Origin of the sequence: Pseudaminobacter soli (ex Li et al. 2025), from assembly GCF_003012705.1 — a bacterium.
In the GTDB taxonomy this organism is placed as follows: domain Bacteria; phylum Pseudomonadota; class Alphaproteobacteria; order Rhizobiales; family Rhizobiaceae; genus Pseudaminobacter; species Pseudaminobacter soli.
Genome location: NZ_PXYL01000001.1, coordinates 664,639 through 690,685, shown reverse-complemented (window position 1 = coordinate 690,685; position 26,047 = coordinate 664,639). Strand labels below are relative to the sequence as shown.

34 protein-coding genes are annotated in these 26,047 nt (G+C 61.7%); 1 reads left to right on the top strand and 33 read right to left on the bottom strand.

From position 1 onward, the window contains the following. Positions 1–8: 8 nt before the first annotated feature. From C7I85_RS03315 to rpsL, 32 genes are all read right to left on the bottom strand, one after another. Positions 9–1,565 (bottom strand): Do family serine endopeptidase, encoded by a 1,557-nt coding sequence (locus C7I85_RS03315; RefSeq protein ID WP_106722498.1) that lies wholly within the window; start codon positions 1,563–1,565, stop codon positions 9–11. Positions 1,566–1,748: 183 nt separating this feature from the next. Then, positions 1,749–2,174, bottom strand: a complete 426-nt coding sequence (gene rplQ / locus C7I85_RS03310; RefSeq protein WP_106722497.1) for a 50S ribosomal protein L17 — start codon at positions 2,172–2,174, stop codon at positions 1,749–1,751. 39 nt (positions 2,175–2,213) lie between these two features. Then, on the bottom strand, positions 2,214–3,224 hold the full coding sequence (locus tag C7I85_RS03305) for a DNA-directed RNA polymerase subunit alpha (protein WP_106722496.1): 1,011 nt from the start codon (positions 3,222–3,224) through the stop codon (positions 2,214–2,216). 102 nt (positions 3,225–3,326) lie between these two features. After that, positions 3,327–3,716 (bottom strand): 30S ribosomal protein S11, encoded by a 390-nt coding sequence (gene rpsK / locus C7I85_RS03300; RefSeq protein WP_106722495.1) that lies wholly within the window; start codon positions 3,714–3,716, stop codon positions 3,327–3,329. 155 nt (positions 3,717–3,871) lie between these two features. Next, the gene (rpsM, locus tag C7I85_RS03295; protein WP_106722604.1) at positions 3,872–4,240 is read right to left on the bottom strand and encodes a 30S ribosomal protein S13; all 369 of its coding nucleotides are present in this window, start codon (positions 4,238–4,240) and stop codon (positions 3,872–3,874) included. Between the two features lie 182 nt (positions 4,241–4,422). Next, positions 4,423–5,022: an adenylate kinase gene (locus C7I85_RS03290; protein WP_106722494.1), complete on the bottom strand. Its 600-nt coding sequence runs from the start codon at positions 5,020–5,022 to the stop codon at positions 4,423–4,425. Continuing rightward, the gene (gene secY / locus C7I85_RS03285; protein WP_106722493.1) at positions 5,019–6,359 is read right to left on the bottom strand and encodes a preprotein translocase subunit SecY; all 1,341 of its coding nucleotides are present in this window, start codon (positions 6,357–6,359) and stop codon (positions 5,019–5,021) included. The genes C7I85_RS03290 and secY overlap by 4 nt, the downstream gene beginning before the upstream one ends. A gap of 131 nt (positions 6,360–6,490) precedes the next feature. Continuing rightward, positions 6,491–6,964, bottom strand: coding sequence for a 50S ribosomal protein L15 (gene rplO / locus C7I85_RS03280; protein WP_106722492.1), 474 nt, complete (start codon positions 6,962–6,964; stop codon positions 6,491–6,493). Between the two features lie 22 nt (positions 6,965–6,986). Then, the gene (gene rpmD / locus C7I85_RS03275) at positions 6,987–7,184 is read right to left on the bottom strand and encodes a 50S ribosomal protein L30 (protein WP_106722491.1); all 198 of its coding nucleotides are present in this window, start codon (positions 7,182–7,184) and stop codon (positions 6,987–6,989) included. 24 nt (positions 7,185–7,208) lie between these two features. Beyond that, positions 7,209–7,778: a 30S ribosomal protein S5 gene (rpsE, locus tag C7I85_RS03270; RefSeq protein ID WP_106722490.1), complete on the bottom strand. Its 570-nt coding sequence runs from the start codon at positions 7,776–7,778 to the stop codon at positions 7,209–7,211. Between the two features lie 131 nt (positions 7,779–7,909). Continuing rightward, positions 7,910–8,266 (bottom strand): 50S ribosomal protein L18, encoded by a 357-nt coding sequence (rplR, locus tag C7I85_RS03265; protein WP_106722489.1) that lies wholly within the window; start codon positions 8,264–8,266, stop codon positions 7,910–7,912. Positions 8,267–8,347: 81 nt separating this feature from the next. Beyond that, positions 8,348–8,881: a 50S ribosomal protein L6 gene (rplF, locus tag C7I85_RS03260; protein ID WP_106722488.1), complete on the bottom strand. Its 534-nt coding sequence runs from the start codon at positions 8,879–8,881 to the stop codon at positions 8,348–8,350. A 38-nt stretch (positions 8,882–8,919) separates the two neighbouring features. Next, a complete protein-coding gene (gene rpsH, locus C7I85_RS03255) occupies positions 8,920–9,318 on the bottom strand; it encodes a 30S ribosomal protein S8 (protein ID WP_106722487.1) in 399 nt (132 codons plus the stop codon). Positions 9,319–9,330: 12 nt separating this feature from the next. Beyond that, a complete protein-coding gene (gene rpsN / locus C7I85_RS03250) occupies positions 9,331–9,636 on the bottom strand; it encodes a 30S ribosomal protein S14 (protein ID WP_106722486.1) in 306 nt (101 codons plus the stop codon). Between the two features lie 27 nt (positions 9,637–9,663). Then, complete coding sequence (rplE, locus tag C7I85_RS03245) at positions 9,664–10,221, bottom strand: 50S ribosomal protein L5 (protein ID WP_106722485.1); 558 nt, start codon at positions 10,219–10,221, stop codon at positions 9,664–9,666. Then, on the bottom strand, positions 10,214–10,528 hold the full coding sequence (gene rplX, locus C7I85_RS03240; RefSeq protein ID WP_106722484.1) for a 50S ribosomal protein L24: 315 nt from the start codon (positions 10,526–10,528) through the stop codon (positions 10,214–10,216). Before rplX ends, rplE begins: the two co-directional genes overlap by 8 nt. Positions 10,529–10,540: 12 nt before the next feature. Beyond that, positions 10,541–10,909, bottom strand: a complete 369-nt coding sequence (rplN, locus tag C7I85_RS03235; RefSeq protein WP_006205457.1) for a 50S ribosomal protein L14 — start codon at positions 10,907–10,909, stop codon at positions 10,541–10,543. 66 nt (positions 10,910–10,975) lie between these two features. After that, on the bottom strand, positions 10,976–11,221 hold the full coding sequence (gene rpsQ / locus C7I85_RS03230) for a 30S ribosomal protein S17 (protein WP_106722483.1): 246 nt from the start codon (positions 11,219–11,221) through the stop codon (positions 10,976–10,978). Between the two features lie 11 nt (positions 11,222–11,232). Further along, positions 11,233–11,433 (bottom strand): 50S ribosomal protein L29, encoded by a 201-nt coding sequence (rpmC, locus tag C7I85_RS03225; RefSeq protein WP_106722482.1) that lies wholly within the window; start codon positions 11,431–11,433, stop codon positions 11,233–11,235. A 15-nt stretch (positions 11,434–11,448) separates the two neighbouring features. After that, the gene (rplP, locus tag C7I85_RS03220; RefSeq protein WP_106722481.1) at positions 11,449–11,862 is read right to left on the bottom strand and encodes a 50S ribosomal protein L16; all 414 of its coding nucleotides are present in this window, start codon (positions 11,860–11,862) and stop codon (positions 11,449–11,451) included. A gap of 26 nt (positions 11,863–11,888) precedes the next feature. Then, entirely contained in the window at positions 11,889–12,611 is a 723-nt protein-coding gene (rpsC, locus tag C7I85_RS03215; protein ID WP_106722480.1) for a 30S ribosomal protein S3, read from the bottom strand. Continuing rightward, positions 12,611–13,000 carry a 50S ribosomal protein L22 gene (gene rplV, locus C7I85_RS03210; RefSeq protein ID WP_106722479.1) on the bottom strand — a complete coding sequence of 130 codons (390 nt, stop codon included), beginning with the start codon at positions 12,998–13,000 and terminating at the stop codon, positions 12,611–12,613. The genes rpsC and rplV overlap by 1 nt, the downstream gene beginning before the upstream one ends. A 2-nt stretch (positions 13,001–13,002) precedes the next feature. Beyond that, positions 13,003–13,281 carry a 30S ribosomal protein S19 gene (gene rpsS, locus C7I85_RS03205; RefSeq protein ID WP_106722478.1) on the bottom strand — a complete coding sequence of 93 codons (279 nt, stop codon included), beginning with the start codon at positions 13,279–13,281 and terminating at the stop codon, positions 13,003–13,005. A gap of 16 nt (positions 13,282–13,297) precedes the next feature. Next, positions 13,298–14,131 carry a 50S ribosomal protein L2 gene (gene rplB / locus C7I85_RS03200; protein WP_106722477.1) on the bottom strand — a complete coding sequence of 278 codons (834 nt, stop codon included), beginning with the start codon at positions 14,129–14,131 and terminating at the stop codon, positions 13,298–13,300. A gap of 22 nt (positions 14,132–14,153) precedes the next feature. After that, the gene (locus tag C7I85_RS03195; RefSeq protein ID WP_106722476.1) at positions 14,154–14,447 is read right to left on the bottom strand and encodes a 50S ribosomal protein L23; all 294 of its coding nucleotides are present in this window, start codon (positions 14,445–14,447) and stop codon (positions 14,154–14,156) included. Further along, positions 14,444–15,064, bottom strand: a complete 621-nt coding sequence (rplD, locus tag C7I85_RS03190; protein WP_106722475.1) for a 50S ribosomal protein L4 — start codon at positions 15,062–15,064, stop codon at positions 14,444–14,446. The genes C7I85_RS03195 and rplD overlap by 4 nt, the downstream gene beginning before the upstream one ends. Continuing rightward, a complete protein-coding gene (gene rplC, locus C7I85_RS03185; RefSeq protein ID WP_106722474.1) occupies positions 15,064–15,777 on the bottom strand; it encodes a 50S ribosomal protein L3 in 714 nt (237 codons plus the stop codon). The genes rplD and rplC overlap by 1 nt, the downstream gene beginning before the upstream one ends. A gap of 67 nt (positions 15,778–15,844) precedes the next feature. Further along, positions 15,845–16,153 carry a 30S ribosomal protein S10 gene (gene rpsJ / locus C7I85_RS03180; RefSeq protein ID WP_006205468.1) on the bottom strand — a complete coding sequence of 103 codons (309 nt, stop codon included), beginning with the start codon at positions 16,151–16,153 and terminating at the stop codon, positions 15,845–15,847. Between the two features lie 66 nt (positions 16,154–16,219). Further along, positions 16,220–17,395, bottom strand: a complete 1,176-nt coding sequence (gene tuf / locus C7I85_RS03175) for an elongation factor Tu (RefSeq protein WP_106722461.1) — start codon at positions 17,393–17,395, stop codon at positions 16,220–16,222. A 66-nt stretch (positions 17,396–17,461) separates the two neighbouring features. Continuing rightward, a complete protein-coding gene (gene fusA, locus C7I85_RS03170) occupies positions 17,462–19,552 on the bottom strand; it encodes an elongation factor G (RefSeq protein ID WP_106722473.1) in 2,091 nt (696 codons plus the stop codon). A 32-nt stretch (positions 19,553–19,584) separates the two neighbouring features. Further along, positions 19,585–20,055 (bottom strand): 30S ribosomal protein S7, encoded by a 471-nt coding sequence (gene rpsG, locus C7I85_RS03165; RefSeq protein ID WP_106722472.1) that lies wholly within the window; start codon positions 20,053–20,055, stop codon positions 19,585–19,587. Positions 20,056–20,115: 60 nt separating this feature from the next. Beyond that, entirely contained in the window at positions 20,116–20,487 is a 372-nt protein-coding gene (gene rpsL, locus C7I85_RS03160; protein WP_008837709.1) for a 30S ribosomal protein S12, read from the bottom strand. Positions 20,488–20,962: 475 nt separating this feature from the next. Between rpsL and C7I85_RS03155 the strand changes: the two genes are divergently transcribed. Beyond that, positions 20,963–21,244, top strand: a complete 282-nt coding sequence (locus tag C7I85_RS03155) for a transcriptional regulator (protein WP_106722471.1) — start codon at positions 20,963–20,965, stop codon at positions 21,242–21,244. Between the two features lie 440 nt (positions 21,245–21,684). On the opposite strand, the gene rpoC is transcribed toward C7I85_RS03155, so the two are convergent. Further along, positions 21,685–25,881, bottom strand: coding sequence for a DNA-directed RNA polymerase subunit beta' (gene rpoC, locus C7I85_RS03150; protein WP_106722470.1), 4,197 nt, complete (start codon positions 25,879–25,881; stop codon positions 21,685–21,687). Between the last annotated feature and the right edge of the window lie 166 nt (positions 25,882–26,047).

Here is a 26,047-nt window from a genome sequence, read left to right as displayed (position 1 = left end):
TTTCAACCTCAGTAGCGCAGAACCTGGCGCATCAGCTGGCCGTTGCGCTCCACGGTGAAGCGCCACCACCGCGTCTTCTGCGCAGCAGACTGCTTGAGCTTCTTGGGCGTGTCGATGGACAAGCCATTGACCTCGCGAACGATGTCGCGCGGCATGAAGCCGAACTCGGCCGCACTGGAGCCGCGCTGGATGTCGACGATCGCCACGCCCTTCGCCTCCGAGGGCATGCCGAGCCGCTGCGCCAGCCGCGGCGAGAGTGCCGTGATCTTGGCGCCCGCAAAGGGGCTCTCGCCGTCGATGGTGATCTCGGCCGCCGACGCGTCTTCCGGCGGGCGAATGGGCGTGATCTCGACCTTCTTCTCCGCGCCCTGGCTCAGGATGTTGAGCGTTGCGGGATTATCGATCGACAACGTCGCCAGGCGATAACCCAGCGCGTCGACATGCTCGATGGCGATATCGTTGAGCGACAGCACCACGTCGCCCGGCTTGAGGCCGGCCTTGGCCGCAGGGCCGTCGGCAGACACGGCAGAGACGAGCGCGCCAGCCGGCTGCGCCATGCCGAGCGACTCCGCGATTGCAGCCGTCACAGGCTCGAACGTCGCCCCGATAAAGGGTCGCTCAAAATAGTCCCTGCCCTGCTTGGCCGATTCGACCACCGCGCGGACCATATTGGACGGGATGGCGAAACCGATGCCGATCGAGCCGCCGCTGCGGCTGAAGATGGCGGTGTTGATGCCTACCAACTGACCGCCCATGTTGATGAGCGCGCCGCCCGAGTTGCCCGGGTTGATCGCCGCGTCCGTCTGGATGAAGAAACCGAAATCGGACACGCCGATGTGGCTGCGCGCAAGCGCCGAAACGATACCGCTGGTCGTGGTCTGGCCGACGCCGAACGGGTTGCCGATTGCCAGCACGAGGTCGCCCACCTCGAGCGCATCGGAATCACCGACCGGAATGACCGGGAACGGCTTGCTGTCCTCGATCTTGAGCACCGCCAGATCGAGTGAATCGTCCTTCAGCAGCACTTTCGAAGGGAATTCACGCCCGTCCGAGGTCGCGACCTTCACTTCGTCTGCGTCCTTGATGACGTGGTTGTTGGTGACCACGATCCCGCTCGGATCGACCAGCACGCCGGAACCCAGCGCGGATTGCATGCGCTGCGGCGCCTGGCCGCCAAATTGACCGCCGAAGAATTGTTCGAAGAGCGGATCACCCGCGAAGGGCGAGCGCACGCGAACCTGCTGCGAAGCATAGACATTGACCACGGCCGGCCCGGTCGTCTTGACCAGAGGCGCGAAGGAAAGCTGAAGTTCGGCATTGCCGAGCGGCAGGCGCTTGCCCTGGGTCGGCAGGCTTTCCTCCGCCTTGCCCAGGAACTCCGACAGTACTTCCTTCAGGCCGGGTTCTTCCTTGGGGGCCGGCGCCGGTGCCGGCGCTTCGGTTTTCTGCTCCGCTGGCGGTGGCGCCGGTGGCGGCGCATCTTCGGCACATGCCGGCGCGGCCACGAAAGGCGCAGCGGCGAGCCAAGCGGCAGTCAGAACCAGGGAAAGCTTTTTCGCGACCATGCGAATCCTCCTGAACGAGCGGGCGCCATTGTCACGACGATTGTGCAAAATGAAAGGCTTCTTGCCGGAAATTCAAGCGGGTCTTCCGAGCAAGAGCGCCTTTCGGGATCATGTAGCGATCGGCTGGAAAAGCAAAAAGGGGCCACGAAGGCCCCTTTCGCTATTCCGACGAACCAGAGCCGATTAAGCGGCTTCCGTTTCCGAGGCTTCCTCAGCCGTACGGGCATGGTCGGCAGCGCCCTTGGCGGAGGTGTCGCGTTCAACGAACTCGATCACAGCCATCGGGGCGTTGTCGCCGTGACGGAAGCCCGCCTTCATGATGCGCAGGTAGCCGCCGTTGCGGGTGGCGTAGCGCGGGGCGATCGTGTCGAACAGGCGCTTGACGACCGGCTCGTTGCCGATCTGGGCGATGACCTGACGGCGGGCGTGCAGGTCGCCGCGCTTGCCGAGCGTGACGAGCTTCTCGACGATCGGACGCAGGTCCTTCGCCTTCGGCAGGGTGGTGGTGATCTGTTCGTGCTCGATCAGCGAGACGGCCAGATTGGCAAACATTGCCTTGCGGTGGCTGGAACTGCGGCCCAGCCGGCGGCCGGCGAATCCATGGCGCATGGCTTACTCCTTCAAATCTTGGTTCGAGAGGCCTACGCCTCAGTATTGGTCTTCGTAACGCTTGGCGAGATCTTCGATGTTCTCCGGCGGCCAGTCGGCCACTTCCATGCCCAGATGGAGACCCATCGAGGCCAGAACTTCCTTGATCTCGTTCAGCGACTTGCGACCGAAGTTCGGGGTGCGCAGCATCTCCGCCTCGGTCTTCTGGATCAGGTCGCCGATATAGACGATGTTGTCGTTCTTCAGGCAGTTGGCCGAACGCACCGAAAGCTCGAGTTCGTCGACCTTCTTGAGCAGCGCCGGGTTGAACGCGAGTTCGGTAACCTGCTCTGCAGCAGCTTCCTTCTGCGGCTCTTCGAAGTTCACGAACAGGCCGAGCTGATCCTGCAGGATGCGAGCCGCGAAAGCGACGGCGTCCTCACCCGAGACCGAACCGTTGGTCTCGATGGTCATGGTCAGCTTGTCCTTGTCGAGCTCCTCGCCGTGGCGAGTGTTTTCGACCTTGTAGGACACCTTCTTGACCGGCGAGTAGAGGCTGTCGACCGGGATGAGCCCGATCGGAGCGTCTTCGGCGCGGTTGCGGTCAGCCGGCACGTAGCCCTTGCCGGTGTCGACGGTGAACTCCATGCGGATCTCGGCGCCCTCGTCCAGGGTGCAGATGATGTGGTCGGGATTGAGAATCTCGACATCACCCACGGTCTGGATGTCGCCTGCCAGCACCGGGCCGGGGCCCTGCTTGCGAACGACCATGCGCTTGGGGCCATCGCCTTCCATGCGGATAGCGATTTCCTTGATGTTCAGCACGATGTCGGTGACGTCTTCACGCACACCGCCGATCGACGAGAACTCATGCAGCACGCCATCGATCTGCACGGCCGTGACAGCGGCGCCGCGCAGCGACGAAAGCAGCACGCGACGAAGCGCGTTGCCGAGAGTGAGGCCAAAACCACGCTCGAGCGGCTCTGCGACCAGCGTCGTCAGTGTCTTGCCCTTGGACGAGAACTCGATCTTGTTGGGCTTGATCAGTTCCTGCCAGTTTTTCTGGATCATCTTGTCATCCTTCCGGTTCCCTGCACTATCCAATCGTGACAGGCGATCTGGAAAAAACCGCATGAGCGCGGAATTGCGCCCATGCGGCATTAAAACAATGAACTAGACGCGACGCTTCTTGCGCGGACGGCAGCCATTGTGCGGGATCGGCGTCACGTCGCGGATCGACGTGATGGTGAAACCGCCAGCCTGCAGAGCGCGCAGAGCCGATTCACGACCCGAACCCGGACCGCAAACCTCGACTTCGAGCGTGCGCATGCCATGCTCCTGCGCCTTCTTGGCGACATCTTCGGCAGCCATCTGGGCAGCGAACGGGGTCGACTTACGCGAACCCTTGAAGCCCTGAGCGCCAGCCGACGACCAGGCAATGGTGTTGCCCTGCGCGTCGGTGATGGTGATCATCGTGTTGTTGAAGGTCGAGTTGACGTGGGCGACACCCGACGAAATGTTCTTACGTTCGCGACGGCGAATACGTCCGGCTTCCTTGGCCATTTTTGTCCTTTCAAGTGATCTCTACGCCGCCGTAACTCCAGCGGCTACACCTTCAAGAGAGTGAGGGAGCAGGGAAGTCGGGAGTATGCTGAAGGCCGCGGCTTGCCGCACCCTGATCATACTGCCCTACTCCCGTACTCCCCTATTCCCTCAAATTACTTCTTCTTGCCGGCGATGGCCTTTGCAGGGCCCTTGCGGGTGCGCGCATTGGTGTGCGTGCGCTGGCCGCGGACCGGCAGCGAGCGGCGATGACGCAGGCCGCGGTAGCAGCCGAGGTCCATCAGACGCTTGATGTTCATCGAAACTTCGCGGCGCAGGTCGCCTTCAACCTGGTAGTCGCGGTCGATGGTTTCGCGGATTGCCAGAACTTCGGCGTCCGTGAGCTGGTTGACGCGACGATCGGTCGGGATGCCCACCTTCTCAACGATCTCGGAAGCGAACTTCGGGCCGATGCCGTGAATGTACTGAAGCGCAATGATCACGCGCTTGTTGGTCGGGATATTGACGCCAGCTATACGGGCCATCTTCTTCTCCATTGTGCCGGTCATACCGGCGATTGCGTTACCCCGCGTCCGGTGGAGACCGGCCCTTGCGGGTGTTCCTTCTTCAATACGATCGGCATGTCCTTATAGGACTATGCGGATCGCGCCAGATTGGGAGACGCGCCGCTATAGTCCACAAGGCCGAATTAGTCAACTGCGACGCCTTAGCTGGCGCGTGCAGCAGCTTCTCCGAGAATATTCTCGATCTCGGCGGTCACGGTATCCATGTCCGCCATGCCGTCGATCGTCTTCAACTCGCCCGTGCCGGCATAATAGGCCGACAGCGGAGCGGTCTTCTCACGATACTCGTCGAGCCGCTTCTTGAACGACTCGGGATTGTCGTCCGCCCGAACCTGACCGCCGGCGGCGACAGTCTCGGCGACGCGATTCTCGATGCGCTTCAGCAGCGCGGATTCGTCGACCTTGAGCTCGATCACAGCGTCGAGCCCCTGCCCCTTACCGGCCAGGATCCGGGTCAAAGCCTCGGCCTGCGGAACGGTGCGCGGATAACCGTCGAGGATGAACCCCTTGCGGCAATCCGGCTCGTCGACTCGCTCGGAGACGATCTGGTTGACGATCTCGTCGGAGACAAGCTGCCCCGCATCCATCACAGCCTTGGCGCGCTTGCCGACTTCGGTGCCGGCTTTCACGGCCGCACGCAGCATGTCGCCGGTCGATAGTTGCGGAATTCCGTGCTTCTCAACCAGGCGCTGCGCCTGTGTTCCCTTTCCCGCCCCGGGCGGTCCGAGCAGTATCAGCCTCATCTTCCCCTCTTGCCCCCGCGGAGCTTCGACTTCTTGATCAACCCTTCATACTGATGGGCAATCAGATGTCCCTGAATCTGTGCAACTGTGTCAAGTGTGACACTTACGACGATCAGCAGCGAAGTACCGCCGAGATAGAACGGCACGCCGGTCGCCGAAATCAGAAATTCAGGCAGAAGACACACGAGAACGAGGTAAATGGCGCCAATGACGGTGATGCGGGTGAGTACGTAGTCGATGTACTCGGCAGTACGCTCGCCGGGACGATAACCGGGGATAAAGCCGGAATGCTTCTTCAGCTGGTCGGCGGTTTCCTTCGGATTGAAGACGATCGCCGTGTAGAAGAACGCGAAGAACACGATCATCGAGGCATAGAAGAGCATATAGAGCGGCTGACCATGGCCGAGGGCGGCCAGGATGCTGCTTGCCCAACCCGGCATCGACTGCGTGTTGGAGAAGCCAGCGATGGTGGCCGGCAGCAGCAGCAGCGACGAAGCGAAGATCGGCGGAATGACGCCCGAGGTGTTCAGCTTCAGCGGCAGGTGCGACGTGTCGCCCTGGAACATGCGGTTGCCGACCTGGCGCTTCGGGTACTGGATCAGCAGCCGGCGCTGAGCGCGCTCGAAGAACACGATCGCGGCGATGACGACGACGGCCAGGATGATGATGCCAATGATCAGGCCGGTCGACAGAGCGCCGGTGCGGCCCAGTTCCAGCGTGCCGCCGATGGCGTGCGGCAGGCCGGCGACGATGCCGGAGAAGATGATCAGCGAAATGCCGTTGCCGATGCCGCGCGCTGTGATCTGCTCACCGAGCCACATCAGGAACATGGTGCCGCCGACGAGCGTGAGGACGGTCGAGGCGCGGAAGAACATGCCCGGATCGGTGACGATGCCGTTGCCGCTCTCAAGTCCGACCGAAATGCCGTAGGCCTGGACGAGCGCGAGAAGCACCGTGCCGTAGCGGGTGTACTGATTGATGATCTTGCGGCCCTGCTCGCCTTCCTTCTTCAGCGCTTCGAGCGACGGAATGACCGACGTCATCAGCTGCATGATGATGGAGGCAGAGATGTAGGGCATGATGCCGAGCGCGAAGATGGCCATACGGCCAACGGCGCCACCGGCGAACATGTTGAACATGCCGAGCACGCCACCCGCCTGCTGGGTGAAAGCGTGGGCAAAGGCTTCCGGGTTGATGCCGGGAAGCGGGATGTAGGTGCCGAGTCGATAGACGAGCAGCGCGCCAAGCGTAAACCAGATGCGCTTCTTCAGGTCTTCGGCCTTAGCGAAGGCTGCGAAATTCAGATTTGATGCAAGTTGCTCAGCAGCCGATGCCATGCAAATTCTCCGCTAGCTCACGTTCGAAAGCCCGCACGAGGCGGGCACGTGTCGACGAAGCCTCGAAATAGGCTTCGGGCGGTAAAGATGCAAGCGGCCACCCGACCGGGTAGCCGCTTGATCACGGATTGTTATTCGGCGGAAGCCGCCTCAGGCAGCTTCACCGAGCCGCCAGCCTTCTCGACCTTCTCGACGGCGGCCTTGGAGGCGCCGGCCAGATCGAAGGAAACCTTGGCCTTCAGCTCGCCGTCGCTCAGGAGGCGGACGCCGTCCTTGACGCGGCGAATCACGCCGGCCTTCACCAGCACTTCAGCCGTAACGGTTTCCTTGGCGTCGAGCTTGTTTGCATCGATCGCAGCCTGGACGCGGCCCAGCGACACCGTCACGAATTCCTTCGCGAAGATGTTGGTGAAGCCACGCTTCGGCAGGCGACGGTAGAGCGGCATCTGGCCACCCTCGAAGCCATTGATCGCAACGCCCGAACGGGACTTCTGACCCTTGACGCCGCGACCACCGGTCTTGCCCGAGCCCGAGCCAATGCCGCGTCCGAGACGCTTCTTGGAGTGGGTCGCGCCTTCGTTGTCACGCAGTTCGTTGAGTTTCATCGTTCTTCTCCTGCGCTCCAGCTTACTTCTCGTCGACGACGCGGACGAGATGCTGAACGGTGGCGATCATGCCGCGCACTGCCGGAGTGTCCTCGAGCGTACGACGACGATGCATCTTGTTGAGGCCGAGGCCGATCAGCGTTGCGCGCTGCTCCTTCGGGCGGCGGATCGGGCTGCCGACCTGCTCGACCGTGATGGTCTTGTTAGCGTTCTTTGCCATTGTCGTAATCCTTCCCCGTCAGGCTTATTCGTCGGCCGCAACGGCTGCGCCGCGACGGGCCTGGAGGGCCGAGTACTTGATGCCACGCTGAGCAGCGACATCCTTCGGATGCATCTGGCTCTTGAGGGCGTCGAAGGTTGCGCGAACCATGTTGTACGGGTTCGACGAACCCATGGACTTCGCAACGACGTCGTGCATGCCGAGCGTCTCGAAGACAGCGCGCATCGGACCACCGGCGATGATACCGGTACCGGGCTTGGCGGTGCGCAGCAGGACGCGGCCAGCGCCGTGGCGGCCTTCAACGTCGTGGTGCAGCGTGCGGCCCGAGCGCAGCGGCACGAAGATCATGTCGCGCTTGGCAGCTTCGGTAGCCTTGCGGATAGCCTCCGGCACTTCGCGAGCCTTGCCGTGGCCGAAGCCGACGCGGCCCTTCTGGTCGCCGACGACGACGAGAGCAGCGAAGCCGAAACGACGGCCACCCTTGACCACCTTGGCGACGCGGTTGATGTGAACGAGCTTATCGACGAATTCGCTTTCGCGCTCTTCGCGATCACGGCCGCGATCGCGACCGCCGTCCCTACGTTCTTGTGCCATTTTCCTGATCCTTATTCTTTTCCGGAAGCACGGGGGTTAAAAACTGAAATCCGGCGTCTATAACGTCGCCGGATTTATTGCAACTGGTGATCGTGCGACGAGGCGCCACGCGCCTCGTCAAGATCCCGTTGTTAGAAGCTGAGGCCAGCTTCGCGAGCGGCGTCGGCGAGAGCCTTGACGCGGCCGTGATAGATGTACGGTCCGCGATCGAAGACAACTTCCTTCACGCCAGCCTTGACGGCGCGCTCGGCAACCAGCTTGCCGACGGCAGCGGCGGCAGCGGTGTCGGCACCGGTCTTCAGGCCCTTGAGATCCTTCTCAAGGGTCGAAGCGGCAGCAATGGTGTGGCCCTTCGAATCATCGATAATCTGAGCATAGATGTGCTTCGACGAACGATGAACCGACAGACGCAGACGATCGCCGGAGACCTTCTTGAGCTGACGGCGAACGCGCGCTGCGCGGCGCTGGGTGGATTCCTTGGAAGCCATTGTAGTTGTTCCTTGCCTTCTGAAACGGGCACGGCCATGTGCGGTAGGCGAAAATCGCCTCCCGCGACCGAGCACCGCGGCTTACTTCTTCTTGCCTTCTTTGCGGACGATCTTCTCGCCAGCATACTTCACGCCCTTGCCCTTATAGGGCTCAGGGCCACGATATTCGCGGATCTCAGCCGCGACCTGGCCAACCGCCTGCTTGTCGATGCCGGACACGATGATTTCGGTCGGCTTCGGCACGGTGATGGTGATGCCTTCCGGCGTCTGGTAGACAACGTCGTGGCTGAAGCCGAGCGCCAGCTGCAGGTTCTTGCCCTGCATGGCGGCGCGGTAACCAACGCCGTTGATCTCGAGCTTCTTCTCGAAGCCGTCCTTCACACCGGTCAGGATGTTGACGATCTGAGTACGCGACATGCCCCACTTGGAGCGCGCGTCCTTCGACTGGTCACGCGGCTGAACGGCGATTTCGCCGTTCTCGAACTTGACGAGCACTTCGTCGTTGACGACGAACTGCAGCTCGCCCTTCGGGCCCTTGGCGGTGACGGTCTGACCGTTGACGTTTGCAGTCACGCCGGCCGGCACCTGAACGGGTTTCTTGCCAATACGAGACATGTTCTTGTCCTCGTTCTTTCTGTCTTATGCTCGGCGGATCAGAACACCTGGCAGAGGATTTCCCCGCCGACGTTCTGTTCGCGTGCTTCATGGTCCGCCATGACGCCCTTCGGCGTCGACAGGATCGAAATACCGAGGCCATTGGCGACGTGCGGGATCGACTTGACCGACACGTAGACGCGGCGGCCCGGCTTGGAAACGCGAGCGATTTCGCGAATGACCGGTGCACCGTCAAAGTACTTCAGTTCGATCTCGAGTTCCGACTTGCCATTGCCGAAATCGACCTGGCTGTAGTCGCGGATATAGCCTTCGGACTTGAGGACATCCAGAACGCGGGCGCGCAGGCGGGAAGCCGGGGTCGAAACCTTGGTCTTCTTGCGGCCGTAGGCGTTACGGATGCGGGTCAGCATATCGCCGAGAGGATCACTAAGAGACATAGCGTGTGCTCCTTACCAGCTCGACTTGACCAGGCCGGGCACTGCGCCCAGCGAGCCGAGTTCGCGCAATGCAATACGCGACATCTTCAGTTTGCGATAATAGGCGCGCGGGCGACCGGTCACCTCGCAGCGATTGCGAATGCGGGTCTTGGAAGAATTGCGCGGCATCGCGGCGAGCTTCAGCTGAGCGCGGAAGCGCTCTTCGATCGGAAGGCTCTTGTCCATGATGATGGCCTTGAGGGCCTTGCGCTTCGCAGCGTTCAGGTCGACGAGCTTCCTGCGCCGATTATTCTTCTCTACTGAGCTGGTCTTTGCCATTTCAGATTTTTCCTTTTCTCGCTGCCGTTACTGCCGGAAGGGGAAGTTGAAGGCCTTGAGCAGAGCCCGGGCCTCGTCGTCCGTCTTGGCAGTCGTACAAACGATGATGTCCATACCCCAGATCTGGTCTACCTTGTCGTAGTTGATCTCGGGGAACACGATGTGCTCCTTGATGCCCATAGCGTAATTGCCACGGCCGTCAAAGCTTTTCGGGTTCAGGCCGCGGAAATCGCGAACGCGCGGCAGCGCGATCGTGACCAGACGGTCCAGAAACTCATACATGCGCTCCTTGCGAAGCGTGACCTTGGCGCCAAGCGGCATCTGCTCACGCACCTTGAAGCCGGCGATCGACTTGCGGGCGCGGGTGATGACCGGCTTCTGACCGGCGATGAGAGCTAGGTCGCCAGCGGCAACCGTCGGCTTCTTCGAATCAGCGGTCGCTTCGCCAACACCCATGTTCAGGACGATCTTCTCGAGACGCGGGATCTGCATCTCGTTGTCGTACTTAAACTGTTCGAACAGCGCCTTGCGGATGGTCTCTTCGTAGACCTTGCGCAGGCGGGGCTGGTTCTCTGCCTTAGCCATTGATCACTTCTCCCGAGCGCTTTGCGACGCGCACCTTGGTGCCATCCTCCTGGGTGCGGAAACCGACGCGGGTCGGCTTTCCATCCTTGGGGTCGGCCAGCGCGAGGTTCGACAAATGGATCGGCGCTTCCTTGCTGATGATCCCGCCCTCTTGGGACTGGGTCTGTTTCTGGTGGCGGCGCACCATGTTGACGCCGCGCACGACGGCCTTGTCGTCCTTAGGCATCACACGGAGCACTTCGCCCGAGCGGCCCTTGTCCTTGCCGGCGAGGACGACGACCTTGTCGCCTTTGCGAATCTTCTGCATTTTTCCGGCTCCTTACAGCACTTCCGGCGCGAGCGAGATGATCTTCATGTGGTTCTTGGCGCGGAGCTCGCGCGGAACCGGTCCGAAGATACGCGTGCCGATCGGCTCTTTCTTATTATCGACGAGAACAGCTGCGTTCTTGTCGAAACGGATCACGCTGCCGTCCGGGCGGCGGATGTCCTTGGCCGTGCGAACCACGACCGCCTTCATCACATCGCCCTTCTTAACGCGGCCGCGCGGAATGGCTTCCTTGATCGACACCACGATGATGTCGCCGACGGAGGCGTACTTCCGCTTCGAACCGCCCAGCACCTTGATGCACATGACACGACGGGCGCCGGAATTGTCCGCGACGTCGAGGTTTGTTTGCATCTGAATCATGACTGGCCGCCTTCTTTATTCATGGGTAGTGGCGTAGCGCCCTACCCGGCTTGTCCAAATATTTCGTTACTGCGACGCCTGGGCGTCGGTGATGACGACCCAGCACTTATCCTTGGAAATCGGAGCCGATTCCTGGATGAACACCTGGTCGCCGACCTTGTGGGCGTTGTTCTCGTCGTGCGCCTTGTACTTCTTCGACATACGCACGGTCTTCTTCATGACCGGGTGCGTGAAGCGACGCTCGACCTTCACGACAACGGTCTTGTCGTTCTTGTCGCTGACGACAGTGCCCTGCAAAATGCGCTTTGGCATGTTTCTCGTCCTTAAGCCTTCTTGCCGGCCGATTTCTCGGCGGCGATGGTCTTGATGCGCGCGATGTCCTTGCGGACCTGCTTCACGCGGGCGGTCTTCTCGAGCTGACCGGTCGCCTTCTGGAAGCGCAGGTTGAACTGCTCCTTCTTCAGGGCGCCGAGTTCGTCGTTCAGCTGGTCGGCGGTCTTCGACCGGATTTCTGCGGCTTTCATGACTCGTGACCTTCCTTATTCAGCAATGCGCTGTACGAAGCGCGTCTTGACCGAGAGCTTGGCGGCGCCGAGACGGAGCGCTTCACGCGCAACTTCCTCGGACACGCCGTCGATCTCGAACATCACGCGGCCGGGCTTGATTCGGCAGGCCCAGTAATCGACCGCGCCCTTGCCCTTACCCATACGAACTTCGGTCGGCTTCGAGGTGACCGGCACGTCGGGGAACACGCGAATCCACACGCGACCCTGACGCTTCATTTCACGCGTGATCGCGCGGCGAGCCGCCTCGATCTCACGGGCGGTGACCCGGTTCGGCTCCAACGCCTTCAGACCAAAGCCACCAAAATCAAGATTGGTGCCGCCCTTGGCGGTGCCGTGGATGCGGCCCTTGAACTGCTTCCGGAACTTTGTGCGCTTTGGCTGCAGCATCGTTCTTACTCCAAAATTCTATGTTCTCAGGCGTTCTCACGACGGCGCGGACCACGCTCGCGCTCGGCAGCCGGCTGATGATCGCCCTCGGTAGCACGGCGCTCGGAAGCCATCGGGTCATGCTCAAGGATCTCGCCCTTGAACACCCAGACCTTCACGCCGCAAATGCCGTAGGCGGTCTTAGCTTCTGCGGTGCCATAGTCAACATCCGCGCGCAGCGTGTGCAGCGGAACGCGACCTTCGCGGTACCACTCCATACGAGCGATTTCAGCACCACCTAGACGGCCCGAGCAGTTGATACGGATGCCTTCGGCGCCGAGACGCATGGCCGACTGCACGGCGCGCTTCATGGCGCGACGGAAGGCGATGCGGCGCTCGAGCTGCTGAGCGATCGACTGAGCGATCAGCGTGGCATCGATCTCCGGCTTGCGGACCTCGACGATGTTGAGGTGCGTTTCCGCATTCGTCATCTCGGTCAGCTTCTTGCGCAGCTTCTCGATGTCCGCGCCCTTCTTGCCGATGATCAGGCCAGGACGGGCGGCGTGGATCGTGACGCGGCACTTCTTGTGCGGGCGCTCGATGACGACCTTGGAGATCGCAGCCTGCTTCAGCTCTTCCTCGAGATACTTACGGATCTTGAGGTCTTCGTGCAGCAGCTTGCCGTACTCGTTGGTGTTCGCGTACCAACGCGAATCCCAGGTGCGGTTGATGCCGAGGCGCAGACCGATCGGATTGATTTTCTGACCCATCAGGCGGCCTCCCCTTTCTCTTCAACTTCACGAACCACGATCGTGAGATGCGAAAACGGCTTTTCGATGCGGCTGGCGCGACCGCGGCCACGGGCATGGAAACGCTTCATCACGATCGACTTGCCGACAAAAGCTTCGGCGACGACGAGGGCGTCGACATCGAGGTCGTGATTGTTCTCGGCGTTGGCAATAGCCGATTCGAGCGTCTTCTTAACAGTGCCGGCGATGCGCTTGCGCGAAAATTCCAGATCCGACAGCGCGGTGCCGACCTTCTTGCCGCGGATCAGAGCCGCAACCAGGTTCAGCTTCTGCGGGCTGACGCGGATCGTGCGCAGAACGGCACGCGCCTCGTTGTCAGCAAGCCTGCGCGGAGCTTTGGCCTTGCCCATTGTTATTTCCTCTTCGCCTTCTTGTCCGCGCCGTGGCCGTAGTAGGTCCGCGTCGGAGCGAATTCACCGAACTTGTGGCCGACCATGTCTTCGGACACGGAGACCGGAATATGCTTCTGGCCGTTGTAGACGCCAAAGGTCAGACCGACGAACTGCGGCAGGACAGTGGAGCGACGGCTCCACATCTTGATCACTTCGTTGCGGCCACCCTCGCGCACTTTCTCTGCCTTCTTGAGCAGAAAGCCGTCGACGAACGGGCCTTTCCAAACTGAACGGGTCACGTCAGACTACCTTTCTTTAGCTCTTGCGCTGATGGCGCGAGCGCACGATGAACTTGTCGGTCGCCTTGTTGGACCGCGTCTTCTTGCCCTTGGTCGGCTTGCCCCACGGGGTGACCGGGTGGCGACCGCCCGAGGTGCGGCCTTCACCACCGCCGTGAGGGTGGTCGACCGGGTTCATGGTCACGCCGCGGTTGTGCGGGCGCTTGCCGCGCCAGACCGTGCGGCCGGCCTTGCCGTCGTTGATGTTGGCGTGGTCCGGGTTGGACACGGCGCCAACGGTGGCGAAGCACGAGCCGTGGACGATGCGCTGCTCACCCGAGTTGAGGCGCAGGATGGCCATGCCCTGGTCACGACCGACGAGCTGGGCGTAGGCGCCAGCCGAACGAGCGATCTGACCGCCCTTGCCCGGCTTCAGCTCGATGTTGTGCACGATCGTGCCGACCGGCATCGCCGACAGCGGCATCGCGTTGCCCGGCTTGACGTCGGCGCTCTCGCTGGCGACGACCTTGTCGCCGGCGTGGAGGCGCTGCGGAGCCAGGATGTAGCTCAGCTCACCGTCCTCGTACTTCACCAGCGCGATGAAGGCAGTGCGGTTCGGATCGTATTCCAGCCGCTCGACCGTGCCGACGACGTCAAGCTTGCGACGCTTGAAGTCGATGATGCGGTACGAACGCTTGTGGCCGCCGCCGATGAAGCGGGCCGTGATACGACCGTAGTTGTTGCGGCCGCCCGACTTGGTCAGACCTTCGGTCAGGCCCTTGACGGGCTTGCCCTTGTAAAGGCCCGAGCGGTCGACGATGACCAGCTGACGGGTGCCAGGCGTTACCGGCTTAAATTTCTTAAGTGCCATTGTTCTGTCCTCGCGACCTAGCTCAGAGACCCGTCGCGACGTCGATCGACTGGCCTTCGGCCAGCGTCACAACCGCCTTCTTGACATCGCTCTGCTGGCCAATCGTGCCACGGAAGCGCTTCACCTTGCCCTTGCGGACCAGGGTGTTGACCGCCGTGACCTTGACGCTGAACAGCGCTTCGATCGCGGCCTTGATTTCCGGCTTCGTCGCCTTGCGGGCAACATTGAAAACGACCTGGTTGGCTTCCGAAGCCAGGGTCGACTTTTCGGTGATCACCGGGCTGACGATCACGTCATAGTGGCGAAGATCCGTCATTTGAAGCGCTCCTCGAGGGCCTCGACGGCGGCCTTCGAAAGGACCAGCGTGCCGCGGCGCAGAATATCGTAGACGTTGATGCCCTGGATCGGCAGGACATCGATGTTCGGGATGTTCGACGCAGCGCGCTTGAAGTTGGCGTCAAGCTCGGCACCGCCGATCACCAGGGCGTTGGTCAGGCCCAGCTTGGCGAAGCTGGCAACCAGCGCCTTGGTCTTGGCCTCGGTGATCGCCAGATCATCGACGATGATCAGGTTCGATGCCTTGGCCTTGGCCGAGAGAGCGTGCTTCAGGCCGAGAGCGCGGACCTTCTTGGGCAGGTCATGCTCATGGCTGCGAACGACCGGGCCGTGCGCCTTGCCACCGCCGCGGAACTGCGGGGCGCGAGCCGAGGAGTGACGAGCGCGGCCCGTACCCTTCTGCTTGTACATCTTGGCGCCGGTGCGGGCGATTTCCGCGCGGCCCTTGATCTTGTGGGTGCCCTGCTGCTTTTTGGCCAGCTGCCAGCGCACGACGCGCTGCAGGATGTCCTCGCGGGGCTCAAGGCCGAAAATCTCCTCGGAGAGTTTCACCTTGCCGGCGTCTTCGCCGCCAAGCGTAGAAATCTTGAGATCCATTATTCGGCTCCTTCCTTGGCCGAAGCTTCATTCTTCTGCGCAGCGCGAACTGCGGCAGGCTTCGGAGCGTTCTCCGGCAGCGCAACCTTGGCTGCGTCGCGAACCAGGATCCACGCACCCTTGGTGCCCGGAACGGCGCCGCGGATGAGGATCAGACCACGATCGCTGTCGGTCGAAACGATTTCGACGTTCTGCGTCGTGACGCGGGTGGCGCCCATGTGGCCGGCCATCTTCTTGCCCTTGAACACCTTGCCGGGGTCCTGGCGCTGACCGGTCGAACCGTGCGAACGGTGCGACACCGAGTTACCGTGCGAGGCGCGACCACCACCGAAGTTGTGGCGCTTCATGACACCCTGGAAGCCCTTACCGGTGCTGGTACCAGTCACGTCGACCTTCTGGCCGGCGACAAAATGGTCAACCGTGATCTCGGAGCCAACTTCAAGCATGTTCTCGTCCGACACGCGGAACTCGGCAAGCTTGGCCTTCGGCTCGACGGAGGCAGCGGCGAAGTGACCGCGCATGGCCTTCGACGTGTTCTTGACCTTGGACAGGCCGACGCCGAGCTGAACAGCGGTGTAGCCGTTCTTTTCTTTCGTACGCTGCGCCACGACCTGGCAGTTCTCCATGCGGAGAACCGTAACGGGAACATGCTCGCCGGCGTCGTTATAGACGCGGGTCATGCCCAACTTCTGTGCGATAACACCTGAACGCATCGGTTCAATTTCCTTTTCAGAGTTCCCTGTCGGGGCTTGCGCCCCTCCACGCCTCTTTTCACTCGCCTTAGAGCTTGATCTCGACGTCGACACCGGCGGCGAGATCGAGCTTCATAAGAGCGTCGACCGTCTGCGGGGTCGGATCCACGATATCAAGCAGTCGCTTGTGCGTGCGCATTTCAAACTGCTCGCGGCTCTTCTTGTCGACGTGCGGCGAGCGGTTGACAGTGAATTTCTCAATCCGCGTCGGCAGCGGAATGGGCCCGCGAACGTTGGCGCCGGTACGCTTGGCCGTCGAAACGATCTCGCGCGTCGAGGCATCGAGCACCCGGTGATCGAACGCTTTGAGGCGGATGCGGATATTCTGTCCGTTCATCGTCATTTCCTTGTTCTGGCGCGGCGCGGGCGTCTATCCGCGCCCGCGACAGATCGGTTGTTCTTATTACTCGGTGATGCTCACGACGACGCCGGCGCCGACGGTACGGCCGCCTTCACGGATGGCGAAGCGCAGCTTCTCTTCCATGGCGATCGGCACGATCAGCGTCACGTCGACGGTGATGTTGTCGCCCGGCATGACCATCTCGGTGCCTTCCGGCAGCGTCACGATGCCGGTCACGTCCGTGGTGCGGAAGTAGAACTGCGGACGGTAGTTGGTGAAGAACGGCGTGTGACGGCCACCTTCTTCCTTGGTCAGGATGTAGGCCTCGGCCTTGAACTTGGTGTGCGGCTTGACCGAACCCGGCTTGCACAGCACCTGGCCGCGCTCGACGCCTTCACGGTCGACGCCGCGCAGCAGCGCGCCGATGTTGTCGCCGGCCTGGCCCTGGTCGAGCAGCTTGCGGAACATCTCGACGCCCGTGCAGGTCGTCTTGGTCGTCGGACGGATGCCGACGATCTCGAGTTCCTCGCCGACCTTGACGATGCCGCGCTCGACGCGACCGGTCACCACGGTGCCGCGGCCCGAGATCGAGAACACGTCTTCGATCGGCATCAGGAACGGCTGGTCGATCGGGCGCTCCGGCGTCGGGATGTAGGCGTCAACCTCTTCCATCAGCTTGCGGATCGCGTTCTCGCCGATCTCCTTGTTGGAGTCTTCGAGAGCGGCCAGCGCCGAACCCTTGACGATCGGAATGTCGTCGCCCGGGAATTCGTTCTTCGACAGCAGCTCGCGCACCTCGAGCTCGACCAGTTCGAGCAGCTCGGCGTCGTCGACCTGGTCGACCTTGTTGAGGAACACGACGATCGACGGCACGCCGACCTGACGGGCGAGCAGGATGTGCTCGCGGGTCTGCGGCATCGGGCCGTCAGCGGCCGACACGACCAGGATCGCGCCGTCCATCTGGGCGGCACCGGTGATCATGTTCTTCACGTAGTCGGCGTGGCCGGGGCAGTCGACGTGGGCGTAGTGACGGTTGGCCGTCTCGTACTCGACGTGCGCGGTCGAGATCGTGATGCCGCGCGCCTTCTCTTCCGGCGCCGCGTCGATCTGGTCATAGGCGCGGAATTCGCCGAAAAACTTCGTGATCGCAGCCGTCAGCGACGTCTTGCCATGGTCAACGTGACCAATCGTGCCAATGTTCACATGCGGCTTGTTGCGCTCAAATTTACTCTTAGCCATGTGAAGTCTCCATTCTTATCCGCCGCTTACGGCATTGAATTAGGTTACGGGTGTAATTCCTCGGAATTACGCGTATTTCTTCTGAACTTCCTGAGCAACAGCGGTCGGAACCGGCTCGTAGTGATCGAACTGCATCGTGTACTGGGCGCGGCCCTGCGACATCGAGCGCAGGCTGTCCACGTACTTGAACATGTTCGCGAGCGGAACCATCGCGTTGACGACGACGGCGATACCGCGGGTCTCCTGACCCTGGATCTGGCCGCGACGGCTGTTGAGATCGCCGATCACGCTGCCGACATAGTCTTCCGGCGTGACAACCTCGACCTTCATGACCGGCTCGAGCAGCTGGACGCCGAGCTTCGGCGCAGCTTCGCGCAGAGCCGCACGGCCAGCGATTTCGAACGCCAGGACGGAGGAGTCGACATCGTGGAAGGCACCGTCGATGAGCGTCGCCTTGACGCTGATCATCGGGAAGCCAGCGAACGGACCCGAGCTCAGAACGCTGCGGATACCCTTCTCGACGCCCGGGATGTATTCCTTCGGAACCGCACCGCCGACGATCTTGGACTCGAACACGAAGTCTTCGCCCTCGGAGTTCGGCTCGAACACCAGCTTGACGCGGGCGAACTGACCGGTACCACCCGTCTGCTTCTTGTGGGTGTAGTCCTGCTCGTGCGAACGAGTGATCGTCTCACGATAGGCAACCTGCGGGGCACCCACATTCGCCTCAACCTTGAACTCGCGACGCATACGGTCGACGAGGATGTCGAGGTGCAGCTCGCCCATGCCGGCGATGATGGTCTGGCCGGATTCCTCGTCGGTCTTGACGCGGAAGGACGGATCCTCAGCAGCCAGGCGGTTGAGCGCGAGGCCCATCTTTTCCTGGTCGCCCTTGGTCTTCGGCTCGATCGCGATCTGGATGACCGGCTCGGGGAATTCCATGCGCTCCAGGATGACCGGCTTCAGCGGATCGCAGAGCGTGTCGCCCGTGGTGGTCTCCTTGAGACCGGCGAGAGCAACGATGTCGCCTGCGAAGGCTTCTTCGATGTCCTCACGGGAGTTCGAGTGCATCTGCAGCATGCGGCCGATGCGCTCCTTCTTACCCTTCACCGTGTTCTCGAGCGAGATGCCCTTGGTGAGCTTGCCCGAGTAGATGCGGCAGAAAGTGAGCGAGCCGACGAACGGGTCGTTCATGATCTTGAACGCGAGCATCGAAAGCGGCTCTGCGTCGTCAGCATGACGCTCGATCTCAGCCTCGGTCTTGGCATCAATACCCTTGATGGCCGGAACCTCGATCGGCGACGGCAGGAAGTCGACAACGGCGTCGAGCAGGGGCTGCACGCCCTTATTCTTGAAAGCGGTGCCGCAATAGACCGGATGGAACTTGACGGCGATGGTGCCGACGCGGATCAACTCGCGGATCTTGTCGTTGTCCGGCAGATTACCCTCGAGATAGGCCTCCATAGCGGCCTCATCCATCTCGACAGCCGCCTCGATGAGCTTCTCTCGATACTCCTCGGCCTTCGCCTTCAGGTCTTCCGGAATCTCGACGACGTCCCAGGCAGCGCCGAGCGACTCATCGCGCCAGACCAGCGCCTTCATCTCGATCAGGTCGATGACGCCCTTGAAATCGCTCTCAGCGCCGATCGGCAGCTGCATGGCGACCGGGATCGCACCGAGGCGCGACTTGATCATGTCGAGGCAGCGATAGAAATCGGCGCCGATCTTGTCCATCTTGTTGCAGAAGATCATGCGCGGGACATGATACTTCTCAGCCTGGCGCCAGACGGTCTCGGTCTGCGGCTCAACGCCGGCATTCGAGTCCAGCAGGGCGATGGCACCGTCGAGCACGCGCAGCGAGCGCTCGACTTCAATGGTGAAGTCCACGTGGCCCGGCGTGTCGATGATGTTGAAGCGACGCATCTTGCCGTCACGGCCCTTCCAGAAGGTCGTGGTGGCAGCCGACGTGATGGTGATGCCGCGTTCCTGCTCCTGCTCCATCCAGTCCATGGTCGAGGCACCATCGTGCGTCTCGCCCATCTTGTGGCTCTTGCCGGTGTAGTAAAGGATACGCTCGGTCGTCGTCGTCTTGCCGGCATCGATGTGCGCCATGATGCCGAAATTGCGATAGTCTTCGATTTTATATTCGCGGGCCATGGGAGGTGCCTCTCAATCGTTCGTTCGCGCTGTTACCAGCGGTAGTGCGCGAAGGCGCGGTTGGCTTCAGCCATCTTGTGCGTGTCTTCACGCTTCTTGACGGCGGTGCCGCGATTGTTGGCTGCGTCCAGCAGCTCGCCCGACAGACGGTCGACCATGGTCGTCTCGTTGCGGTTGCGGGCAGCCGTGATCAGCCAACGGATGGCGAGAGCCTGACGGCGCTCCGGACGGACGTCGACCGGAACCTGGTAGGTCGCACCACCGACGCGACGCGAACGCACTTCGATGTGCGGGGCGACGTTGTCGAGGGCCTGATGGAACAGGGCGACCGGCTCCTGCTTGGTCTTGGCCTGAACCTGATCAAGCGCACCGTAAACGATCGTTTCGGCGACCGACTTCTTGCCGTCGTACATGACGGCGTTCATGAACTTCGTGATGACCAGATCACCGAACTTCGGATCCGGGTTGATCTCACGCTTCTCTGCACTGTGGCGTCGGGACATGTTTCTCGTCTCTCAACTTCGAAGCTCGACGCGACTACAGTGCGCCGGAGCCGATAAATCTTACTTCGGACGCTTGGCGCCGTACTTCGAACGACGCTGCTTGCGATTCTTCACGCCCTGCGTGTCAAGCACGCCGCGGATGATGTGATAGCGCACACCCGGAAGATCCTTCACGCGGCCGCCGCGGATCATGACCACGGAGTGCTCCTGAAGGTTGTGACCTTCGCCAGGAATGTAGCCAATCACTTCAAAGCCGTTGGTCAGGCGGATCTTCGCGACCTTGCGCAGCGCCGAGTTCGGCTTCTTCGGCGTCGTCGTGTAGACGCGCGTGCAGACACCGCGCTTCTGCGGATTGGCCTGCATGGCCGGAACCTTATTGCGCTTCACCGGCGCAATGCGCGGCTTGCGGATCAGCTGGTTGACGGTAGGCATTAAACCCTCTTGTCTCTCAATTCGATGTCTCGAGCCCATTCACGGGCGGCTTCAAGCGGCATTGCCATACGGAAATTCGGGCCACAACCCACTTCTTCGCGGGGCGCCCGAACAAAAGCAGAGGAAGCGAAGCCGCTTCGTGCACGCCGGAAATGTGTAGTCGCTCGTAAAACGAACCTTGTTTGAGGCAAACTCCAGAGCGCGTCGCTCCGGAAAGCCAGACCTCACATGGGTTCAGACGAGGCGGGTAATACGCGCAAGACCGGGTATCGTCAACCCCACAGCGCGCGAAACGTTAACAAAACAGCGCTTTGGCGGCTTCGGTTCAGTGCCACGACATAATCTTGCGTCATTTCGCATCTGCGAAGCAGAATGTGACGCGCTTTTGTCTGTCGCCGGCCCTAGCTTCATGCGAAAAGCCCGAGAACGACGGTGTAGCGACGCCGCCGAGGCCCTGCAAGCAAGGAATCACGTCATGAACGACAATGAGGAACGGCCCGTCACGATCATTACCGGTAGGGTATGGCGCCACAAAGGCGGCAAGTCCGAAGGCGTCCATGTCATGCTGGTTGCGCCCGATGACGACTCGGCTGTGCGTCAGGCACTCGAAGCTCTCGCGAAGGAAGGTTACGCGGAGGCCGAACTCGACCAGATCGGCGACATGCAAGGCGAACCCGATGACGAGCCGCATATTTCGGCCTTCCAGGGCGCGCTCGAAGGCGAAGTCTCCATTATAACCTTCGACGAAAACCTCTGACGGTCGGCTGCGGGTCGGGTAGCCGAATCCTAGAATCGTCTGGTTGCAGCCCTGCCCTGCACGACTGCGAAGACGAACAGAAAAAGCGAAAACAAAAAGACCGCCCGGATGGGGCACAACCGGGCGGTCAAAGCGCGGTCGGAGCGGCAAAGCCGCCCGTCGGAACCGCGTGATCGAATTCAGTCGACCCCCAACACCCCTGCTGGCGGAATCACGACACGTCTCATTCCCAAATTCCGGATATGCTCCCCACAGCCTGTCCGGCGCAGCCTGCCTGCAACCCTAGGCACCCTTCTCTACTAATACCAAACTAAGGGTGGAACCGTCACCCCCCATTTGGGGGCCGCCTCGCTTTCGTATGAAGAATGTCCACAGCTTGCAGAAAAAAGGCCGCCGGGTCAGCCCGGCGGCCTTTTGTTTCGTGCTTTGATCGCGTGCCCTTACTGGGCGGCGTTGACCATATCGGTCAGCATCGGCTCTGCGACTTCCACGCCCGAACCCTTGCGGCGCTCGTCGAGGATCAGCTCGTCGCGATGCGTCGCAATGCGACGAATCTGGTTCATCTGACCGCCGGTGCCGGCCGGGATGAGACGGCCGACGATGACGTTTTCCTTCAGGCCCTGCAGCATGTCGGTCTTGCCGGCGACAGCTGCCTCGGTGAGCACTCGCGTCGTCTCCTGGAAGGAGGCGGCAGAGATGAAGGACGGCGTCTGCAGCGAGGCCTTGGTGATGCCGAGCAGCACCGGCTGACCTTCCGCAGGCTTCTTGCCTTCTTCGACCAGACGCTCGTTGACCTCGTCGAACTCGATCACGTCGACATGGTCGCCCGGGATGTAGACCGAGTCGCCCTGAGCGGTGATCTCGATCTTCTGCAGCATCTGACGGACGATGACCTCGATGTGCTTGTCATTGATGGACACGCCCTGCAGTCGGTAAACTTCCTGGATTTCGTTGACGAGGTAGGAAGCCAGAGCCTCCACGCCCTTGATCGCCAGGATGTCGTGCGGTGCCGGGTTGCCGTCGAGGATGTAGTCGCCCTTCTCGATGGCGTCGCCGTCCTGGAGATGGAACGGCTTGCCCTTCGGGATCAGGTACTCGACCGGCTCAAGCGTCGAGTCATGCGGCTCGATGATGATGCGGCGCTTGTTCTTGTAGTCGCGGCCGAAGCGGATCGTACCGTCGATCTCGGCGATGATGGCGTGATCCTTCGGACGACGGGCCTCGAAGAGTTCGGCAACGCGCGGCAGACCGCCGGTGATGTCCTTCGTCTTCGCGCTTTCCATCGGGATACGTGCCAGCACGTCACCCGGCTTCACATGGGAGCCCGGCTCGACCGACAGAATGGCCTCGACCGAGAGCATGAAGCGAGCATCGCCACCCTTCGACAGCTTGCCGACCTTACCCTTCGAGTCGAGGATGGTGATCGCCGGCTTGAGGTCGGAACCGCGCGGCGTGGACCGCCAGTCTATAACCTCGCGCTTGGTGATACCGGTCGACTCGTCGGCGGTTTCCTGAACGGAGATACCGTCGACCAGGTCTTCGAACGACACGCGCCCCTCGATTTCGGTCATGATCGGGCGGGTATACGGATCCCACTCGGCGATACGCTGACCGCGCTTGACCTTGTCGCCATCGTCCACATAGACGCGCGAACCGTAGGTGACGCGGTGTGCCGCGCGCTCCTTGCCGGCCTCGTCGAGGATCAGGACCGCCATGTTGCGGCCCATCACCACCAGGTTGCCGTCGGAATTGCGCACCACGTTGCGGTTACGGATCTGCACCGTGCCTTCATACGAAGCTTCGAGGAAGGAGGTGTCGACCACCTGCGCCGTGCCGCCCATGTGGAAGGTACGCATGGTGAGCTGGGTGCCCGGCTCGCCGATCGACTGCGCGGCGATGACGCCGACCGCTTCACCCTGGTTGACCGGGGTTCCGCGAGCAAGGTCGCGACCGTAGCAGACGGCGCAGACGCCGACCTTGACCTCGCAGGTCAGTGCCGAGCGGATGCGGACCGACTGGATACTGGCCTTCTCGATCTGCTCGATGTCGCGCTCGTCCATCAGCGTGCCGGCCTTGACGATCACATCGCCCGTCAGCGGGTGATTGATGTCGTCGAGCGCGGTACGGCCGAGGATGCGCTGGCCGAGCGAGGCGACCACCTGGCCGGCATCGACGATCGGCTGCATGGTGAGGCCCTTGTCGGTGCCGCAGTCGATCGAGTTGACGATGCAGTCCTGCGCCACGTCGACGAGACGACGGGTCAGGTAGCCGGAGTTCGCGGTCTTCAGAGCGGTGTCGGCCAGACCCTTACGGGCGCCGTGGGTCGAGTTGAAGTACTCGAGAACGGTGAGGCCTTCCTTGAAGTTCGAGATGATCGGCGTCTCGATGATTTCGCCCGACGGCTTGGCCATGAGGCCGCGCATGCCGGCGAGCTGACGCATCTGGGTCGGCGAGCCACGCGCACCGGAGTGCGACATCATGTAGATCGAGTTCATCGGCTTCTGACGGCCGCTGTCCTCGAACTCGACGGCCTTAATACGGGCCATCATCTCGTCGGCGACCTTTTCCGAGCACTTGGCCCAGGCGTCGACCACCTTGTTGTACTTCTCGCCCTGAGTGATCAGGCCGTCATTGTACTGCTGCTCGTATTCCTTGGCCAAAGCTTCGGTCTCGGCGACAAGCTTGTGCTTGGTGTCCGGAATGACCATGTCGTCCTTGCCGAACGAAATGCCGGCGCGGCAGGCATGGGCGAAGCCGAGTGCCATGATGCGATCGCAGAAAATGACCGTCTCCTTCTGACCGCAGTGGCGGTAGACGGTGTCGATCATCTTGGAGATGTTCTTCTTGGTCATCTCCTGGTTGCAGGTCTCGAACGGCACATTGACGTTCTTCGGCAGCAGTTCGCCGAGGATCATGCGGCCCGGGGTCGTGTCATAGATCTTGGACACGACGTTGCCTTCCGCGTCGACCGTCTTGAAGCGGCCCTTGATCTTGGCGTGCAGCGTGACGGCCTTGGTCTCGAGCGCGTGCTGGAGTTCGCCCATGTCGGCAAACACCATGCCCTCGCCCGGCTCGTTCTGGTTGACGATCGACAGGTAGTACAGACCCAGCACCATGTCCTGCGACGGCACGATGATCGGCGCGCCGGAGGCCGGGTGCAGGATGTTGTTGGTCGACATCATCAGAACGCGGGCTTCAAGCTGGGCTTCGAGCGACAGCGGCACGTGGACGGCCATCTGGTCGCCGTCGAAGTCGGCGTTGAAGGCCGTGCAGACGAGCGGGTGAAGCTGGATCGCCTTGCCTTCGATCAGCGTGGGTTCGAAGGCCTGGATGCCGAGGCGGTGCAGCGTCGGAGCGCGGTTCAGCAGAACCGGATGCTCGCGGATGACCTCGTCCAGGATATCCCAGACTTCCGGCTTTTCCTTCTCGACCAGCTTCTTGGCCTGCTTGACGGTGGACGAATAGCCCTTGGCGTCAAGGCGCGCATAGATGAACGGCTTGAACAGCTCGAGCGCCATCTTCTTCGGCAGGCCGCACTGATGCAGCTTGAGCTCCGGACCGGTCACGATGACCGAACGGCCCGAATAGTCGACGCGCTTGCCGAGCAGGTTCTGACGGAAGCGGCCCTGCTTGCCCTTGAGCATGTCGGACAGCGACTTCAGCGGACGCTTGTTGGCGCCGGTGATGACGCGGCCACGACGGCCGTTGTCGAACAGCGCGTCCACAGCTTCCTGCAGCATGCGCTTTTCGTTGCGGATGATGATGCCCGGGGCGCGCAGCTCGATGAGGCGCTTCAGACGGTTGTTACGGTTGATGACGCGGCGATAGAGATCGTTCAGGTCCGACGTCGCGAAACGGCCGCCGTCCAGCGGCACCAGCGGACGCAGGTCCGGCGGGATCACCGGGACGACCTTCATGATCATCCATTCCGGACGGTTGCCGGATTCCATGAAGTTCTCGACCACCTTCAGGCGCTTGAGCAGCTTCTTCTGCTTCAGCTCCGAGGTCGTCGAGGCAAGCTCCGAACGCAGTTCGCCCGCGATCTTCTCCAGGTCCATGCTGGCCAGCAGCTCATGAATGGCTTCGGCGCCGATCATGGCCGTGAACTGGTCCTCGCCGTACTCGTCGACGGCGATCATGTACTCTTCTTCGGAGAGGAGCTGGTTTTCCTTCAGCGCCGTCAGGCCCGGCTCGGTGACGATGTAGTTCTCGAAGTAGAGAACGCGCTCAATGTCCTTGAGCGTCATGTCGAGCAGCGTGCCGATGCGCGAGGGCAGCGACTTCAGGAACCAGATGTGGGCGACAGGCGCGGCGAGCTCGATGTGGCCCATGCGCTCGCGACGAACGCGCGACAGCGTCACTTCCACGCCGCACTTCTCGCAGATGACGCCCTTGTACTTCATGCGCTTGTACTTGCCGCACAGGCACTCGTAGTCCTTGATCGGGCCAAAGATGCGCGCGCAGAACAGGCCGTCACGTTCCGGCTTGAACGTACGGTAGTTGATCGTCTCCGGCTTCTTGATCTCGCCGAACGACCAGGAAAGGATCTTCTCCGGGCTGGCGAGCGAAATCCGGATGGAATCGAACACCTGCGCCGGGGCGTTGTTGTTGAAGAGATTCATGACCTCTTGGTTCATGTCGTTCTCCTTCTCGGGACCGAAGGCCCCAGTCGAAAATAGGTGGGCGTCAAGCCCCTAACGATCCTGCCGAACACCGCCGCTCTGTCGGCGTCACCGGATCCATGCGTGCGGCCGGAAAATCCCGGCCTGAATTTCTGGCGGCTACGCCGCGGAGCTTTTCGGC

Coding starts and splice junctions, on each gene's coding strand:
- C7I85_RS03315 (WP_106722498.1), bottom strand. CDS start 1,565: ATGGTCGCGAAAAAGCTTTCCCTGGTTCTGACTGCCGCTTGGCTCGCC.
- rplQ (WP_106722497.1), bottom strand. CDS start 2,174: ATGCGCCATGGATTCGCCGGCCGCCGGCTGGGCCGCAGTTCCAGCCAC.
- C7I85_RS03305 (WP_106722496.1), bottom strand. CDS start 3,224: ATGATCCAGAAAAACTGGCAGGAACTGATCAAGCCCAACAAGATCGAG.
- rpsK (WP_106722495.1), bottom strand. CDS start 3,716: ATGGCCAAGGAAGCCGGACGTATTCGCCGTCGCGAACGTAAGAACATT.
- rpsM (WP_106722604.1), bottom strand. CDS start 4,240: ATGGCCCGTATAGCTGGCGTCAATATCCCGACCAACAAGCGCGTGATC.
- C7I85_RS03290 (WP_106722494.1), bottom strand. CDS start 5,022: ATGAGGCTGATACTGCTCGGACCGCCCGGGGCGGGAAAGGGAACACAG.
- secY (WP_106722493.1), bottom strand. CDS start 6,359: ATGGCATCGGCTGCTGAGCAACTTGCATCAAATCTGAATTTCGCAGCC.
- rplO (WP_106722492.1), bottom strand. CDS start 6,964: ATGAAACTCAACGAACTGCGTGACAACGAAGGCGCGACCCACTCCAAG.
- rpmD (WP_106722491.1), bottom strand. CDS start 7,184: ATGGCAAAGAACGCTAACAAGACCATCACGGTCGAGCAGGTCGGCAGC.
- rpsE (WP_106722490.1), bottom strand. CDS start 7,778: ATGGCACAAGAACGTAGGGACGGCGGTCGCGATCGCGGCCGTGATCGC.
- rplR (WP_106722489.1), bottom strand. CDS start 8,266: ATGGCTTCCAAGGAATCCACCCAGCGCCGCGCAGCGCGCGTTCGCCGT.
- rplF (WP_106722488.1), bottom strand. CDS start 8,881: ATGTCTCGTATTGGCAAGAAACCCGTTCAGGTGCCGGCCGGCGTGACT.
- rpsH (WP_106722487.1), bottom strand. CDS start 9,318: ATGTCTCTTAGTGATCCTCTCGGCGATATGCTGACCCGCATCCGTAAC.
- rpsN (WP_106722486.1), bottom strand. CDS start 9,636: ATGGCAAAGACCAGCTCAGTAGAGAAGAATAATCGGCGCAGGAAGCTC.
- rplE (WP_106722485.1), bottom strand. CDS start 10,221: ATGGCTAAGGCAGAGAACCAGCCCCGCCTGCGCAAGGTCTACGAAGAG.
- rplX (WP_106722484.1), bottom strand. CDS start 10,528: ATGCAGAAGATTCGCAAAGGCGACAAGGTCGTCGTCCTCGCCGGCAAG.
- rplN (WP_006205457.1), bottom strand. CDS start 10,909: ATGATTCAGATGCAAACAAACCTCGACGTCGCGGACAATTCCGGCGCC.
- rpsQ (WP_106722483.1), bottom strand. CDS start 11,221: ATGCCAAAGCGCATTTTGCAGGGCACTGTCGTCAGCGACAAGAACGAC.
- rpmC (WP_106722482.1), bottom strand. CDS start 11,433: ATGAAAGCCGCAGAAATCCGGTCGAAGACCGCCGACCAGCTGAACGAC.
- rplP (WP_106722481.1), bottom strand. CDS start 11,862: ATGCTGCAGCCAAAGCGCACAAAGTTCCGGAAGCAGTTCAAGGGCCGC.
- rpsC (WP_106722480.1), bottom strand. CDS start 12,611: ATGGGTCAGAAAATCAATCCGATCGGTCTGCGCCTCGGCATCAACCGC.
- rplV (WP_106722479.1), bottom strand. CDS start 13,000: ATGGGCAAGGCCAAAGCTCCGCGCAGGCTTGCTGACAACGAGGCGCGT.
- rplB (WP_106722477.1), bottom strand. CDS start 14,131: ATGGCACTTAAGAAATTTAAGCCGGTAACGCCTGGCACCCGTCAGCTG.
- C7I85_RS03195 (WP_106722476.1), bottom strand. CDS start 14,447: ATGACGGATCTTCGCCACTATGACGTGATCGTCAGCCCGGTGATCACC.
- rplD (WP_106722475.1), bottom strand. CDS start 15,064: ATGGATCTCAAGATTTCTACGCTTGGCGGCGAAGACGCCGGCAAGGTG.
- rplC (WP_106722474.1), bottom strand. CDS start 15,777: ATGCGTTCAGGTGTTATCGCACAGAAGTTGGGCATGACCCGCGTCTAT.
- rpsJ (WP_006205468.1), bottom strand. CDS start 16,153: ATGAACGGACAGAATATCCGCATCCGCCTCAAAGCGTTCGATCACCGG.
- tuf (WP_106722461.1), bottom strand. CDS start 17,395: ATGGCTAAGAGTAAATTTGAGCGCAACAAGCCGCATGTGAACATTGGC.
- fusA (WP_106722473.1), bottom strand. CDS start 19,552: ATGGCCCGCGAATATAAAATCGAAGACTATCGCAATTTCGGCATCATG.
- rpsG (WP_106722472.1), bottom strand. CDS start 20,055: ATGTCCCGACGCCACAGTGCAGAGAAGCGTGAGATCAACCCGGATCCG.
- rpsL (WP_008837709.1), bottom strand. CDS start 20,487: ATGCCTACCGTCAACCAGCTGATCCGCAAGCCGCGCATTGCGCCGGTG.
- C7I85_RS03155 (WP_106722471.1), top strand. CDS start 20,963: ATGAACGACAATGAGGAACGGCCCGTCACGATCATTACCGGTAGGGTA.
- rpoC (WP_106722470.1), bottom strand. CDS start 25,881: ATGAACCAAGAGGTCATGAATCTCTTCAACAACAACGCCCCGGCGCAG.